The 15811-nt window shown below is 32.0% G+C and carries 18 protein-coding genes; 5 read left to right on the top strand and 13 right to left on the bottom strand.

The window, feature by feature from the left end:
- Positions 1-8 precede the first annotated feature (8 nt).
- On the bottom strand, positions 9-1121 hold the full coding sequence (ald, locus tag LQ677_RS03895) for an alanine dehydrogenase (protein ID WP_126477577.1): 1113 nt from the start codon (positions 1119-1121) through the stop codon (positions 9-11).
- 232 nt (positions 1122-1353) lie between these two features.
- Between ald and LQ677_RS03890 the strand changes: the two genes are divergently transcribed.
- The gene (locus LQ677_RS03890; protein ID WP_025904325.1) at positions 1354-1860 is read left to right on the top strand and encodes a universal stress protein; all 507 of its coding nucleotides are present in this window, start codon (positions 1354-1356) and stop codon (positions 1858-1860) included.
- A 25-nt stretch (positions 1861-1885) separates the two neighbouring features.
- Here LQ677_RS03890 and LQ677_RS03885 read toward each other — a convergent pair whose 3' ends face one another.
- The 7 genes from LQ677_RS03885 to sppA form a co-directional block, all read right to left on the bottom strand.
- A complete protein-coding gene (locus LQ677_RS03885; protein ID WP_126477578.1) occupies positions 1886-2113 on the bottom strand; it encodes a hypothetical protein in 228 nt (75 codons plus the stop codon).
- Positions 2114-2332: 219 nt separating this feature from the next.
- On the bottom strand, positions 2333-2461 hold the full coding sequence (locus LQ677_RS14680) for a hypothetical protein (RefSeq protein ID WP_257213200.1): 129 nt from the start codon (positions 2459-2461) through the stop codon (positions 2333-2335).
- A 128-nt stretch (positions 2462-2589) separates the two neighbouring features.
- Positions 2590-3786: an acetate kinase gene (locus LQ677_RS03880; protein ID WP_037588517.1), complete on the bottom strand. Its 1197-nt coding sequence runs from the start codon at positions 3784-3786 to the stop codon at positions 2590-2592.
- Positions 3787-3861: 75 nt separating this feature from the next.
- Positions 3862-4806, bottom strand: a complete 945-nt coding sequence (locus LQ677_RS03875; protein ID WP_107577536.1) for a class I SAM-dependent methyltransferase — start codon at positions 4804-4806, stop codon at positions 3862-3864.
- Positions 4807-4866: 60 nt separating this feature from the next.
- Positions 4867-5367 (bottom strand): thiol peroxidase, encoded by a 501-nt coding sequence (gene tpx / locus LQ677_RS03870; RefSeq protein ID WP_025905504.1) that lies wholly within the window; start codon positions 5365-5367, stop codon positions 4867-4869.
- A gap of 79 nt (positions 5368-5446) precedes the next feature.
- Positions 5447-5998, bottom strand: a complete 552-nt coding sequence (locus LQ677_RS03865) for an RDD family protein (protein ID WP_037588520.1) — start codon at positions 5996-5998, stop codon at positions 5447-5449.
- A gap of 12 nt (positions 5999-6010) precedes the next feature.
- On the bottom strand, positions 6011-7006 hold the full coding sequence (gene sppA, locus LQ677_RS03860) for a signal peptide peptidase SppA (protein ID WP_037588522.1): 996 nt from the start codon (positions 7004-7006) through the stop codon (positions 6011-6013).
- Between the two features lie 85 nt (positions 7007-7091).
- On the opposite strand from sppA, the gene LQ677_RS03855 reads away from it, so the two are divergent.
- Positions 7092-7895, top strand: coding sequence for an NAD kinase (locus tag LQ677_RS03855; protein ID WP_025905507.1), 804 nt, complete (start codon positions 7092-7094; stop codon positions 7893-7895).
- A 57-nt stretch (positions 7896-7952) separates the two neighbouring features.
- Here the strand turns inward: LQ677_RS03855 and LQ677_RS03850 are convergent, their stop codons facing one another.
- The 4 genes from LQ677_RS03850 to ezrA all read right to left on the bottom strand — a co-directional run bounded on the left by LQ677_RS03850 (position 7953) and on the right by ezrA (position 12963).
- Positions 7953-8726, bottom strand: coding sequence for a sulfite exporter TauE/SafE family protein (locus tag LQ677_RS03850; protein ID WP_126477579.1), 774 nt, complete (start codon positions 8724-8726; stop codon positions 7953-7955).
- Between the two features lie 47 nt (positions 8727-8773).
- The gene (gene thiI, locus LQ677_RS03845; RefSeq protein ID WP_126477580.1) at positions 8774-9991 is read right to left on the bottom strand and encodes a tRNA uracil 4-sulfurtransferase ThiI; all 1218 of its coding nucleotides are present in this window, start codon (positions 9989-9991) and stop codon (positions 8774-8776) included.
- Entirely contained in the window at positions 9981-11126 is a 1146-nt protein-coding gene (locus tag LQ677_RS03840; protein ID WP_239748117.1) for a cysteine desulfurase family protein, read from the bottom strand. Before LQ677_RS03840 ends, thiI begins: the two co-directional genes overlap by 11 nt.
- A gap of 142 nt (positions 11127-11268) precedes the next feature.
- Positions 11269-12963: a septation ring formation regulator EzrA gene (gene ezrA / locus LQ677_RS03835; protein WP_037588531.1), complete on the bottom strand. Its 1695-nt coding sequence runs from the start codon at positions 12961-12963 to the stop codon at positions 11269-11271.
- A gap of 136 nt (positions 12964-13099) precedes the next feature.
- Between ezrA and LQ677_RS03830 the strand changes: the two genes are divergently transcribed.
- Positions 13100-13564, top strand: coding sequence for a GAF domain-containing protein (locus tag LQ677_RS03830; protein WP_037588533.1), 465 nt, complete (start codon positions 13100-13102; stop codon positions 13562-13564).
- Between the two features lie 225 nt (positions 13565-13789).
- Entirely contained in the window at positions 13790-14392 is a 603-nt protein-coding gene (gene rpsD, locus LQ677_RS03825) for a 30S ribosomal protein S4 (RefSeq protein ID WP_037588534.1), read from the top strand.
- Positions 14393-14446: 54 nt separating this feature from the next.
- Here the strand turns inward: rpsD and LQ677_RS03820 are convergent, their stop codons facing one another.
- The gene (locus tag LQ677_RS03820) at positions 14447-15199 is read right to left on the bottom strand and encodes a glycerophosphodiester phosphodiesterase (RefSeq protein WP_191835680.1); all 753 of its coding nucleotides are present in this window, start codon (positions 15197-15199) and stop codon (positions 14447-14449) included.
- Positions 15200-15272: 73 nt separating this feature from the next.
- Between LQ677_RS03820 and LQ677_RS03815 the strand changes: the two genes are divergently transcribed.
- Positions 15273-15716, top strand: a complete 444-nt coding sequence (locus LQ677_RS03815; RefSeq protein ID WP_037588539.1) for an SACOL1771 family peroxiredoxin — start codon at positions 15273-15275, stop codon at positions 15714-15716.
- The last annotated feature ends 95 nt before the right edge of the window (positions 15717-15811 follow it).

Below are 15811 nucleotides of genomic sequence, written 5' to 3'. Positions count from 1 at the left end.
TGGTGGAGTTATCTCAAAACTTCTTGATAAGGAGTGTATTCTTTATCAAAAGCTTTTGCAACTTCTTTATATGTTAGTTTACCGTGTATTGTGTTTAAACCTTTAGCAAGCGCTTCGTTATCTTGACATGCTTTAACGTAGCCTTTGTTTGCTAATTGAATTGCATAAGGAGTTGTTGCATTATTTAATGCAATTGTAGATGTTCTTGGAACTGCTCCTGGCATATTAGCAACTGCATAGTGTACGACACCATGTTTAACATATGTTGGATCATCGTGTGTCGTAATTCTATCTGATGTTTCGAATGAACCACCTTGGTCAATCGCGATGTCTACTAATACTGAACCTGGTTTCATTTTCTTAACCATATCTTCAGTTACTAGTTTCGGTGCTTTAGCACCTGGGATAAGTACTGATCCAATTACTAAATCACTTTCAACAACTGCTTCTTCAATATTTAGTGGTGATGACATCATCGTTTGCACGCTTGCACCAAATAAATCATCTAATTGTTGTAAACGTGTAGGATTTAAGTCAATAATCGTAACGTCTGCTCCAAGACCAACTGCCATTTTAGCAGCATTTGTTCCTGCTTGACCTCCACCGATTATTGTTACTTTCCCTCTTTTAACACCTGGTACACCAGATAATAATATTCCAATGCCTCCGTGTGTTTTTTGTAGGAATTGCGCACCAATTTGAGTTGACATTCTTCCTGCTACTTCACTCATTGGCGCTAGTAATGGTAATGAACGATCGCTTAACTGAACAGTTTCATAAGCAATTGCAGTTACTTCATTTTCTAGTAATGCATTTGTTAAAGATTCTTCAGCAGCTAAATGTAAGTATGTAAATAGGATTAAGTCTTTCTTGAAGAATTGGTATTCTTCTTGTAATGGTTCTTTAACTTTCATAACCATTTCAACATTCCATGCTTCTTCTTGACTTACAATTTCTGCTCCAGCTTGTTGATAATCTTCGTTAGTAAATTGTGAACCTAATCCTGCCTCAGTTTCTACTTTAACAACATGATTTTGTGCAACTAAACTTGCCACGCCACTAGGTGTTAATGCCACCCTATTTTCGTTATTTTTTATCTCTCTTGGTACTCCAATAATCATTTTTCATTCCTCCTTGTTTTTATCATAACGCCACAAATTTGAAAGCGCAATCATTATTATTCAATTTTTATATTATCCTTATTTTCTAAATTTTTTAAATTTTCTTACTACAACCAATTTTAACATACATTATATAAAAATCGTGTAAATTCCCTATTATTTAAAAGTTTATAATGTTATTTTTTCAGAAAATTATGATATAATTAAACAAAAGAACTAGGAGGCGGTTTCTATGTTAAGTTACAAAAATATTTTAATTGCAGTAGACGGATCAACTGAATCAGAATGGGCTTATAATAAAGCTGTAGCCGTTGCTAAACGTAATGACGCTAAATTAACAATTGTTAACGTTGTAGATTCTAGATCATATGCAAGTGTTGAAGCCTATGATACTCAAATAGTAAATAAAGCAACAAGTTTTGCTGAAAGTTTATTATCTGGATATAAAGAATTCGCTGAGAATAATGGTGTTCATAACGTAGCGACTAAGCTTGAATTCGGATCTCCAAAAACAGTTATTCCTAAAAAATTAGCAGTAGAATTTGACGTAGATTTAATCATGTGTGGTACTTCAGGATTAAATGCAGTAGAACGATTTATCGTTGGTTCTGTATCAGAATCAATTGTAAGAAACTCACCATGTGACGTTCTAGTAGTAAGAACAGAAACAATGCCTGAAGATTTCGAACCAGTTGTAGCAACAAAAGAATTATTCGAAGAACACCACGAAGGTAAATAAATAGACATAAGAAAAGCGTTCAGTCTTAATGGCTGGACGCTTTATCTTTTTTCTTATCGAAAAAATCTTTTTTAATTAAAAAATCAAAAATCACAATAATTATTACTACTCCAAAGGGCATAATTATGTATCGAATACTTTTATTTATATCATCGATAGATTCCCCATAAATATTTAAAATAAAATACATTATAAAACAATAAATAATCGCTACTAGTATACCTGTTTTATTTCTCTGTCTTTTTTTTCGCATGATACGCTCCTTTCTTTGAATTTAGTAAAATTTGGAAATGCATAAATTAATTATAATACTACTTCCAATTTTTGTATATAATAATTGTCAGAATTTTGAATAAATTGATATTTTTGTCTAAGTATAATACGTAGAATACCTTTCTAATAGCTTAACTTCCTCCTCTTAACAACATTCCAAATAAAAAAACATTCAACCTTATGGCTGAACGCTTTTATATTAGTTTTGATTATTATTTTGATTTTTTAAGTTTTGATTATTTTCTTGTTTTTGTTTTCTTGATTGTTCTTTAACGACTCTACGTGTAACGATTCTAACTAATTTCATTAATGCTCTTTCTGGTCTCATTTATATATCCTCCTTAGAACATGCATTACTTACATATAACCGTAGAATCACTTTTTAAACATAAAAAAACGAGACTGGCATCTTATTCACATATAAGATACGCCTGCCTCGCTTTAAAATATACTTTATTATCCTAAGTTACCAAATTTCACAACATCACGTGCGATCATAACTTCTTCGTCAGTTGGAATTACAATAACTTTTACTGGTGAATGTGGGTAGTTGATGAACGCTTCTTCTCCACGTAAACCTGTGTTTAAGCGTTGATCCCAATAAACACCCATAAATTCTAATCCTTCTAATACTTTAGCACGAACTGTGTCAGAGTTTTCCCCTACACCAGCTGTAAATACAATTGCATCTAAGCCGTGCATTCTTGTAGCATATGATCCCATGTATTTATGGATTCTAGATGCGAATACATCTAATGCTAATTTAGCACGTTCGTTACCTTCGTTAGCGTCTTGCTCGATATCTCTTAAGTCACTTGATGAACCTGAGATACCAAGTAAACCTGATTCTTTATTAAGGATATTTAATACTTCTTCAGCATTTTTACCAGTTTTCTCCATGATATATGGAATTAAAGCTGGGTCAAGGTTACCTGAACGTGTACCCATTGTAACACCTGCTAATGGTGTGAAGCCCATTGAAGTATCAACTGATTTACCACCGTCAATTGCAGCAATAGAAGCACCATTACCGATATGACAAGAGATAATTCTTAATTGATCTAAAGGACGATCTAATAATTCTGCTGCTCTTTCAGATACATATTTATGACTTGTACCATGGAAACCATATTTACGAATACCGAAATCTTTATAGAAGTTGTAAGGTAAGCTGTATAAATATGATTCTTCTGGCATTGTTTGGTGGAATGATGTATCGAATACTGCAACATGTGGGATACTTGGCAATAATTTTCTAAATGCTTTAATACCCATGATATTTGCAGGATTGTGTAAAGGTGCTAAATCAGTTAATGATTCGATTTTAGCTAATACATCATCAGTAACAAGTGCTGATTCTGGGAATAATTCTCCGCCATGAACAACACGATGACCAGTACCTTGAATATCATTAATGTCTTCGATGATATTGTGCTCTTTTAAAGCTTCAATCATGATGTTTACTGCAACTTCATGATTTTCAATATCTAATGTTTTTGTGATTTTTTCCCCGTCAACCGTAATTGAGAAAATTGAATTTTTCAATCCGATACGTTCGATTAATCCTTTTGTGATAACTTTTTCTTCAGGCATCTCAAATAATTGGAATTTTAAAGATGAGCTACCAGCATTAATTGCTATAATTTTTGTCATTTAGACTTCCTCCTGATAATACTATTCTATACTATTTAAACACTAATACAGTTATGAATCAAGCATTAATACAGTTTATAAAGAATGATTTTCTTTCATCCATTCATCTACTTCTGATAAAAACGTTTGCAATTGAGATTGTGCCTTGAAATCTGGTATGTTTGCTAGCAATACTTCAACGCTCTTAGTAATTCCAGGGTCTTTCTTCTGTAAAATCAATAGTGATTTACGTGATTGTTCTGTCTTGAACAGTGAATTAGGAAAGTTTAAAAATGCTTGCATTTCTGTTTCTGTTGCAATATATTTTTGAAGCTGTTTCACTTCTTCACCTTCAAAGATATTTGTTGGTACGATTAAGAATACATAACCACCTGGTCTTGTTGCTGTAACAGCTTGTTCTAATAATAAATAATGACTATAACTATGCCCTTCATCAAAGCCTAATTTCATCTCTTTACTGCGTTCATCAACTGGATAATATCCGACAGGTAAATCGCCGACAATGACATCCGCTTCTTCTAAAGGTAGTGGCATTATAGCATCTTGTGGGTATACATCAAATGGTATTTCTAAGAAGTTAGCTAAATGTATACTTACACGTTGTAATACAGGATCTACTTCAATCAAGTGGTGCATCAATGTCTTGTCTTGATTTTGTTCATTGATTGTTGCACTCAAATGTCCTGTACCACTTGCAATATCTACAATGTTTAATTCTTTTTTGTTTTTATTAAATAAGTTTACAAGGTAGCTTAAAATAAACCCAATTGAATCTGGCGTCATTTGATGATTGGGTTGTATTACTTCTTCTTTTAATAAACTTAAATAAGCAAATTGGAACGCTTTTCTTCGTTCTTGTAATGTTGATTGTTCTAAAAGATCTCTTTGGTTTGTATAAATGTCTTCCATCGCCAAACCAAGATTCTCTATATAACTTTGTCCATTCTCGTCGTGGAGGTCTTTACTTTTTACATCAAGTTTTTCAAATAATACTTCCATCATATTCTTTTCTTCAGTCATAATTGCCCTCTTTCGTATAAAAAGCTGTCCACTAAATGGACAGCAGTTTATGGTTGTTAATTAGTCTAAATTTTTGAATGCTTCTAAAGCTTTGTCATAGTCAGGATGGTTTGTACCTTCACTCACTATTTCTGCATAAACAACTTTATTATCTTTGTCCAAAACAAATACTGAACGTGCTAATAAACGAAGTTCTTTCATGATAACACCATAGTTCTCACCAAATGATAAATCACGGTGGTCACTTAATGTAATCACATTATCTAAACCTTCAGCTGCACACCATCTTTTTTGAGCAAATGGTAAGTCGTTAGAAATTGTTAAGACAACGCCATCTTGTTCATTTGCAGCTTCTTCATTAAATTTACGTGTTTGTTGACTGCACACGCCTGTATCTAAAGAAGGTACGGCACTAATAAGTTTCTTTTTACCTTCATAGTCTTTTAATGTCTTTTCAGATAGGTCGTTTGCTAATACAGTAAAATCAGGTGCTACTGAACCTACTTTAACTTCCTCACCTAATATTGTAATTGGTTCATTCTTGAATGTAACTTGCGCCATAAAAAAAGCCTCCTTATTCTTGATAAATACATTTTATCATGATTAAAGAGACTTTAAAATTCTTTTGATTATAACTTAGTTATCCAATCACATTTTGGAAGTCTTTTCTCATTTGAACATATTTGTTTTTGAGAACGACTGTTTCCCCAAAATAGTCATGAATACCTTTATGCTTTTTCGTAAATGCTACTACAATATATGGAATGCCTAATAATGCACCAGAAATAATTCGTCCGATCCATTCTCTAAATAGGACATCCTTCAATTTGAGCGGTTGAGCATCTTCTCGATAGACACTTAAACCTAAAATCATCTTGCCTAGTGTTGCTTTAAAATAATACGTCATCAACACGAAATATAAATAAAATATTAAGGCACTAGCCATATTTTCAACACTGAAGTATGGCACCCATAGATAAGAATCATTGATATCTGTAAGTGCAAATATCGGACTTAGTACAATACCTTTAAATCCTGCTAAAGCTAAAATATCGATGATATAAGCTAAAAATCGGACCCAGAATCCAGCAAATACGATGGATTTAATATCAGACATATATTTATTGACAGTACGCTCAATTTCACTTTGTTGACGTGTAGTAGCGACTTGTTCATAACTTGTTTCTGTCATTACAATCCCTCCTTATTCACCGTATAAATACATAGGTTGTGGTGATTTATTCGCTTTAATTAAGGCTTCATATTTAGTCATATCATCTAAACCTATCATAGAAGAAAGTTTACTTTTAGCAGCCATTGGGAAGTTTAAGAATCCGCCTGTTGTATCATATGTTACAACTTGTGCATGTTTGGATTTAATGTCACTTCTTAATGCTTTAATAGCATCATCTTCATAACCAATTTCATCAATTAAACCGTTTGATTTAGCTTGTTGTGCTGAATAAATTCTACCATCAGCTAATTTCTTAACTTCTGATTCTGACATATGTCTACCATCTTTAATAACATTTACAAATTGTTTATAACTATCATCGATGATAGATTGCATGATCTCGCGTTCTTCTTTCGACATTTCTTTCATTGGGTTCAAGATTTGTTTATGTTTACCAGAAGTGACAGATTCATCTTTCACACCTAAATCATTCGCAAGTTCAGAATAATTAATACTTGAAATAATTACCCCAAGTGAACCTGTTAAAGTTTGTGAACCTGCATAAATTTTGTCTGCTGGTGTTGAGATATAATAGCCACCTGATGCTGCCATATTTTTCATTTGAACATAAACTTTTTTATCTTTAGCTTTAATTTCTTCTAATTTTTTATGTATTTCATCACTTTCATATGTTCCACCACCTGGTGAATTCACAACTAGAAGTACACCTTTAACTTGATCGTCTTTTTTAATTTTATCAAGTTGTTTTAAGAAGGATTGATGATTATACCCTCCTCCACTAAATAATGACTCTTGGACACCTGTATCTTGAATGGTACCATCTACTGATAATTTAACAATTTTGCTACTACTATCACTACCAGATACGACAGACTCACTTATGCCATCTGAATCTGTTACTGTTTTTTTCCACGAATCGTCTAAAAATATGCCAACTGTGCTGACAACTATACCACCTACAACTAAAACAGCTGCGATGATTATCGCAATAATTCGTTTAGACATAGTATCATCCTTTCTATTTTAAATATTTACATTTATAATAATAACAGACTTTAATAATAACTGTAACTTTTGGGAGGAACAAATTATGACTTCGTATAAACGTATTTATTTATTTAGTTCAAAAGACCGTGACGTATTAGAAACACGTGAAAAAATCCAGAAAGAAATGGAACCACACGGATTTGAATTTGTTTCAAATTACGATGATGCAGATATTATTGCTTCAGTCGGGGGAGATGGGAGTTTCTTACAAGCTTGTAGAAAAACGAACTTTAATAAAGACAAAGTTTATATAGGTATTAAAACACGACTAGATCAGAATTATTTATATGTAGATTTTAGTATAGATGACATTCCACATTTAATTGAATCTATTGATTCTCATGAAGTAAGTGTGAGAAAATATCCCGTCCTAGAAGTAAACTTGAATAACCAAATGTCTTATATGTGTTTAAATGATTTTTACATTAAATCAAGTGTCATCAAGCCGATGAAGATGGAAATATACATTGACGACGAATACTTCGAAGCATTCAACGGAGATGGTTTATTAATTTCAACACCAACAGGATCAACTGGATATAACAAATCATTAGACGGCGCAATTATTGACCCTAAAATTAGAAGCATGCAACTAACTGAAATCGCATCACTGAATAACAATAATTTCAGAACAGTGAGTAGTTCAGTAGTATTGGGTGATACAAGAACCCTTAAAATCATTCTTGATAAAGAAGGTAACTATTATCCAATTATGGGACTAGATAACGAAGCATTAAGCATTCAAGAAACAGACTTTATTTCACTTAGAATTCAAGATAAATATATTCGAACATTGAAATTACCTCAGAATTCATTCTGGAGTAAAGTACAAAGAAAATTCTTATAACAATAAGCAACAACCCATAAACTAAAACACCTTAGCGCATAGACGCTAAGGTGTTTTTTACATAAAGTGACTACTAATATAGTCATATAGATTTTTGAGAATTAACGTTATCGTTACAATAATAAATAATACTTTAACGTAAGATACGCCTTTTTTAATAGCAAATGTAACCCCTAAATACGAACCGATTACCATAGATACTGCCATACTTAATCCATATATATAATTGACATGTCCTAAAACCATAAATAACAGTAATGCACCTATGTTAGAAGCAAAGTTTAAAAATTTAGCATTTCCGGCTGCGTGTAAATAATCAAGACCAATCATTAATAAAGCAAATAGGAAGAATGATCCTGTCCCGCCTCCAAGAAATCCATCATAATAACCAATTAACGTTACACCAATAATAAACAAGATTGCTTTTTTAAGTGACAATTTCTTATATCGATTAATGTCTCCCCAATCTTTCTTTACTATTGAGTATATGGTTACAAGTGCCAATATAATGATTGCCAATGGCTTTAAATATTCTGGTGGTAAATATGTAGCAGTAATCGCACCGAATATCGAACCTACAAAGGATAATGGAAATAATTTACCTACAATATCGAAATCTACTTTCTTCGCTCTTATAAATTTCATCGTACTCGTAAATGAACCGAATGAACTCGCTAATTTATTTGTACCTAGAGCTGTGGCTGGATCCATTCCCACTGCTAGTAATGCAGGTAAAGAAATTAATCCTCCTCCACCTACTACCGAATCGATAAATGATGCAATTAAACCAAACAAAATAATGATTAATAATATATTTAAATCAAACTCCATATGGATATCTCCTCTACTTTAATGATAACGACATCCCAACGTTCGTATTAAAGTAGTTCATCCATCCATTCGTCTTTTTGTTGATTCAAATCATCGTGCTTAGAAATTGTAAGTGTTTCTACATTTTTAACCGCTTCATCAATTAGTGGACCAAAATCAAATTTAGATTCAAAATATTCCACTTTTTCTAATTTAGGATTTGTCTTTGGATTTTTTGGTGTAAATATCGTACAACAATCCTCAAATGGTTGAATTGATAAATCAAATGTATTAATAGCTTTCGCCTTTTTAACGATATCTTCTTTATCAAATGTAAGTAACGGACGCAAAATTGGCATTGATGTTACACTGTTAATGGCATACATACTACCTAAAGTTTGGCTCGCTACTTGTCCTAAGTTCTCACCATTTACAATTGCATGTGCACCGATTTCATGTGCCACTTTTTCAGTAACTCTTAACATCATTCTTCTTGTACTAGTCATTGTAAAGCTTTCTTCAACGACTTTATGAATTTGCTTTTGAAGTTCTGTAAAAGGTACAATATGCAATTTGATATCGCCTGTTAAATGTGCAAGTTGTTTTGTTAAATCGATTACTTTTTGTTTAGCTTGTTCACTTGTATACGGTGGACTATGAAAATGAATAGCTTCAATTGTCACGCCTCGTTTCATTACTTCCATACCTGCTACTGGTGAATCGATTCCACCTGAAAGCATAAGTAATGTTTTACCACCAGTTCCTACAGGTAATCCACCAGCGCCTTCAAGTACGCGGTTGTACATATAAATAGCATCTTTACGAACTTCTACTTTAATTTTATGATCTGGTTGTTTAACATTTACTGTTATATGATCAGTATTTTGAAGTACATGACCACCTAACTCTTGTTGCAATTGAAAAGTATCAAGTTCAAACGTTTTATCTGCACGCTTGACGTCAATTTTAAATGTGTCACCATCTTTAAAATCATGCGCAAACTTTAAAGCGACTTCTTTCATTAAATCTAAATCTTTTTCAATTCGAACTACTGGACTTACAGAATGTACGCCAAACACAGTTTGAATTCTGCTCATCATTTCTTCAATGTCAGAACCTTCGTGTACATCGATATACATACGGTCACGATTTGCACGTACTTTATAACCTTGAAGTGGCATTAATCGGCTTTTGATATTTGCTTTTAATTTATTCACAAACATATTTCTATTACCTGTTTTTAAAGTCAGCTCTCCGTATCTCACTAATATGTGATCATAATTCATATTTTATTAACTCCTTTACCTCTTTATATACTTTATCAAAGGCATCTTTAAAACGTTCTATTTGTTCATTCGTTAAATCTGGTGCAATACTTATTCTTATACTTCCTTCAATTACAAGGTTGCTTAATCCCATTGCTTTTAACGTTTCATTATGAGAACTTTTCTTTGAAGAACATGCACTCGTTGTAGACAAATAAATTTCAAATTTAGAAAATGCATTGACTAATACTTCACCTTTAACACCTGGAAAAGAAATATTTAAGATATATGGTGCTGCATCGATTGGTGAATTAATCAAGACACCTTTATATTGTTCAACAAACGTTCTAATTTCTTTACCTCTTTGACTTAATGCTTGAGCATTACCTTCCATACGATCGTTCATTATTCTCATCGCTTTTGCTAATGCAATATTGACAGGTGCATTAACTGTACCGCTTCTTAAGCCTTGCTCTTGTCCGCCACCAAATATAATTTGTTTAATCGATTTAATTTGTTTAATTGCCAAAATACCTGAACCTTTTAGTCCGTGAAATTTATGTGCGCTTAAACTATAACTATCCGCTAAATTAATATCTAATGGTACTTTCCCAAAACCTTGTACACCATCTACATGAAAATGCACTTTAGGATATTCTTCTAAAATTCGACTAATTTCTTCAATCGGTTGAATTTGTCCCATTACATTATTAACATGCATACATGTAACAAGTACAACATCATCGTTTAGTAATTCTTGTAAAGATGATATATCTAATTTGCCATCATTCGTCGTTTTAATATATTTCAAATTAAAACCTTCGTCCTCTAATCCTCTCATCGTTTCAAGAACTGACGGATGTTCCATCTTTGTTGTAAGGATTGTATTACCAAATCTCTTTTTCGCTTTGGCCATTCCTTGAAGTGCGATATTATTCGATTCGGTAGCACCACTTGTAAATATAATATTGAATGGATCTTTTAAATTTAAATATTGTTTAATATTTTCTCTTGCTTTATCAAGTAAATGAGCAATCTTTATGCCGGCAGAATGAGGACTATTTGGATTGAAAAAGTATTGTTGATTCATTTGTGTATATGTTTGGATAACGTCCTCATTAGGCTTTGTCGTTGCAGCATTATCAAGATATATCATACTGTCACCTCTTTTTTTCATTATATAATGATACCACAAGTCATTTCGTATAGATATACTAATTGACTTAGAAAAAACATCCACTAACTCAGAAAAAAATAAAGGCAAAGACATTTACCATGTCTTCACCTTTATGACGTTCTTATCGTTTATTTACATCTTCTTCTATTTTTTCACTGATACCAGGTTCTACTTTTTCAAGTGCCGCTTCAGCTATTTCAATAGCACGTTTATATCTATTGTTAGCAAACAGTCTTTCTGCTTCATTAAGACTCTTATTCAGTTCATTATTTTCTTTTCTGTATCTATTACCATATTGAATTAATGTTTCAGCATGAACTGCATTGATAAGTACATCTGTTGTTTCATCTTCAAATTTATTCATTTGAAGAACAATGTTACTTACTTTATCTTTCACATATTGTACATTAATAGGTCTTTGACTAAAGATTTTATTTACTTCACGAATTTCGTGATCAATTTCATTTTTCATAATGATAAATCTTTCAGGTACACTTGGTAAATTAGATGCTAATAAATTTCTATATATTTCTTCTTTCTTAGATTGAACACGTAATGTATTTTGTTGAGCTGTAGCTTCGTCTTCTCTAAGAGAAACTAAATGATTTTGTATTTTTTGTTGGTTATCATTAATTACTTTAACATGTTCTTCTATATATAGTAGATTATCTTCAACTTCACTATAGCGTACATTTGTTTTAGCCATTTCACCTAAAATTTCATCGTATACACTAATTAAGTTTTGAATTTCATTCTCATACTGTCTTACTTTATGTACATCTTCTTCAGAAATATAATAGTTCTCTTTAACATATTCAATTTCAGTTTGAAGTGTGTAGTTCATATCTTTAGCATGGAATAATTCATCTGTAATAATTTCTTTAGATTGTTCGACAGTATTTTTAGATTTCACTTCATGTTCGATTAAATCATACATATCATCTAAAGAATCATTAATTTCATTAATAATGCTTTCAGCTTTTGTTAATTCTAATCTTCCAATCAATGGTTCAACTAAATTTAATTTGCCACGTAAAGTTTGTAATGTACCTTCCACTTTAACGTGTTCAAGGTTATAACCTTCAACTTTTAAATCTCTACATCCGAATTTCAAGTCTTGGAATTGACCTGGTAGTTCTTTTTGTACATCTTTAATTAATAATGGAATTTCCTCCATATCTTCTTGCATACGTTTCATATCCGTATTCAATTGATCGATATGACCACTTGCTTTAATGTAGTGTCCATCTTCAACAAGTTCTTCATATTGTTCAATTCTAGGTAGAAAAGCTTCGATGTTTTTTTCGATTAGTTCAGCAGCATCCCCAAACTGGTGTCTATTCGCTAATACTTCTCTCTTCGTTTCTCTATAAATCTGTTTAGATTCATCGTATAGTTTGTCGCTTGTTTCCACTGTTGTCATTAATTCTGTAACACTCTGAGTTAAACGCGTATATTTCTTTTCTATACCATCCATTATTTTGTTAGCATCAGCAATACTTTCTTCTGATTGTGAGAACTTAAATTTATCAAGTTCTGCATCAGCATCGTGAATTTTTGCATCTACAACTTTTAAATCTTCTTGTAAAACAGTTTGCCATTCTCTCTTAAATTGGTCATACTTGTCTTTAGCTTCACCATGGATATTTAATTTTTTAAGCTTCGCTAATTCATCTTGAAAAGGTAATTGCTTAATTTTTTGCTTACGCTGCTCAGTCTCAGTAATCAAATTTCGCTTTGATGTACGCAACCATAACATTATACCAATACCAATTAATATAATGATTATAACTGCAAGTGTTATATAAATTGCCATTATGTATTCTCCTCCTAAATCGTTCTCTTTATTATAACGTAAAATATATATCCAACAAACCTTTTTCTATGCAAAACATATTCAAAATCATAAAATAGTAATATAATTCAAATAAATATTGAAATGAGGAATAAAAATGTCAGAACAACAACTAGATTATTCATTACTCAACCGCCAATTAGATGGTTTATTATCAGGAGAACAAGATTTAATTGCTAATTTAAGTAATGCATCTGCGTTCATCAACCAATTCTTACCAAACATTAATTGGGTTGGATTTTATCTTATTAAAAATAATGCCTTAAAACTTGGTCCATTTCAAGGATTACCAGCTTGTGTAGACATTGAAATTGGTAAAGGGGTTTGTGGAACAGCTGTTGCCGAAAAGCAATCACAACTTGTTGAAGATGTTAATCAATTCCCTGGGCATATAGCATGTGATGCTAATAGCCAATCAGAAATCGTTATACCTATATACTATAACAAAGAAATCATCGGTGTGTTAGATATAGATGCACCTGTTAAATCAAGATTTAATCAAACTGATCTTGAAGGCTTAGAATTACTTGTCAAAACGCTAGAAAAGCATATCCATCTTTAAAATATAAATTGACATTAACTAAACAAAAATGTATAATAGCTTTTGTGTGAATTAACGAAAGTAGCAGTTAAATATTATAAGGCTCTATGTTATTCCCAAAGAAGGCGTGTTGTGTAACCGCGGCTGCAAGGTGAAGGCACACAAATATAACATATCCCTATGAGCATTTAACATTCTTTCTTGTTTCTTCATAACAATCAAACAAGAAAAAGGAGGAACTTCAAAATGGCAAGATTTAGAGGTTCAAACTGGAAAAAATCACGTCGTTTAGGTATTTCATTAAGCGGCACAGGTAAAGAATTAGAAAAACGTCCTTACGTACCAGGACAACACGGTCCAACTCAACGTAAAAAATTATCTGAGTATGGTCTTCAATTACAAGAGAAACAAAAATTACGTTACATGTACGGAATCAACGAACGTCAATTCCGCACTATTTTCGATAAAGCTGGTAACATGAAAGGTATCCACGGTGATAACTTCATGGCACTATTAGCTTCACGTTTAGACGCAGTAGTTTACCAATTAGGTTTAGCTCGTACTCGTCGTCAAGCACGTCAATTAGTTAACCACGGTCACATTACTGTAGATGGCGCTCGTGTTGATATCCCATCTTACACTTTAAAACCAGGTCAAACTATCGGTGTTCGTGAAAAATCACAAAAATTAAACATCGTATTAGAATCAGTTGAATTAAGTCATCACGTTCCTGATTACTTATCATTCGATGCTGACAAATTAGAAGGTACTTTCGTACGCGTTCCTGAACGTAGCGAATTATCTGCTGAAATCAATGAACAATTAATCGTTGAGTACTACTCTCGTTAATCTTTGTTCAAACAAAACCACTTTCATTTCGAAAGTGGTTTTTTATTTTATAATTTATGACTTCATCCATTCATCTAATAAATGTGCATAATCCGATATTAAACCATCAACACCCATCGCTAACATTTTTTGAGCCGTAGATTTATCATTTATCGTATACGGTAATACCTTAAGTTGCGATACATGTGCTGCCTCTACAAATCTTCTCGTTACAATTTTATAATTCGGATTAATATAGTTTGCATACTCCCCTATTTTCTTAATTGTCCTTCTATTTATAAAACGATCTTTCTTCTTAATCAAGACACCTAATTCTATTTCTGGCCATAAACTGTTTATTTGTTGAATTGAATTTCTATTGAATGACTGAATGATAATTTGATTGTGCGAAATATCATGTTGTTTGATCATAGCAATAATATCTGATTCGATATTTGGATAGTTTTCTGGTTGCTTGATTTCTATAAGTAGCTTTAAATGTGTGTCTTTTATTAATTTAAGTACATTTTGAAATAATGGAATTTGCTCACCAATATATGCTTGCCCTTTCCATTTACCGACATCATATTTTTTCAATGTTTCATATGTTAATTTTCTGATGACCCCTTTTTCTTGTGAAGTACGGTTCGTTGTTGGATCATGAATAACAACAAGTTCACCATCCATCGTTCTATGTATATCTATTTCAAGAACATCTATATTGAATTCTATTGCACGTTTAAAAGAAATCATTGTATTTTCTGGTGCTAATGATGGAACACCTCTATGTGCAACTTTTAATTTGCAATTTTGATTATTCACATTCATTGTCTACTCCTTTAAAATCAGTCATACTATAGATTATACCCAAATATTTTTAAATATAGAAAGGAACATGAATATGACAACACATATTTTTAATTTAAAAGGAACATGGACTAAAGGCAGAAATGCTTCTGGCCATATTACAACTGATAATTTATCTACTCGAGTATCAATCCCTGAAGTAATGGACGGACCAGAAATCGGTACAAATCCAGACGAGATGTTACTAGGTGCAGCTTCAACTTGCTATATGATTACATTGGCAGCAATGATTGAACGCTCTGAAATTGATATTGAAAGAATCGAAGTAGATTCTAAAGGTCATGTTGATTTCGAAGATGGCGTGATCACTTATAAAAAAATAGAACATTTCCCTATTATTTATTTATCTGAAGAACCAGATGAAAATTTACAAAAAAGATTAAACAGACTTGTTCAAAAAGCAGAAGAATCTTGTATGATAACACGTGCTTTAGCTGGTAATGTTCAAGTTGTAGCAACAGGTGAAATAAGATTTTAGTAATGAAAGCGTTTTAATCAGAATTTTCAATAAATTCACTATTATTTTACTATTTTCTTTGCTACAATATAGAACATAAATTCAGTAAGGAGTGT

The organism is Mammaliicoccus sp. Q-M61, assembly GCF_022386055.1.
In the GTDB taxonomy this organism is placed as follows: Bacteria; Bacillota; Bacilli; order Staphylococcales; family Staphylococcaceae; genus Mammaliicoccus; species Mammaliicoccus sciuri_A.
This window is presented reverse-complemented; position numbering and strand designations above follow the sequence as displayed.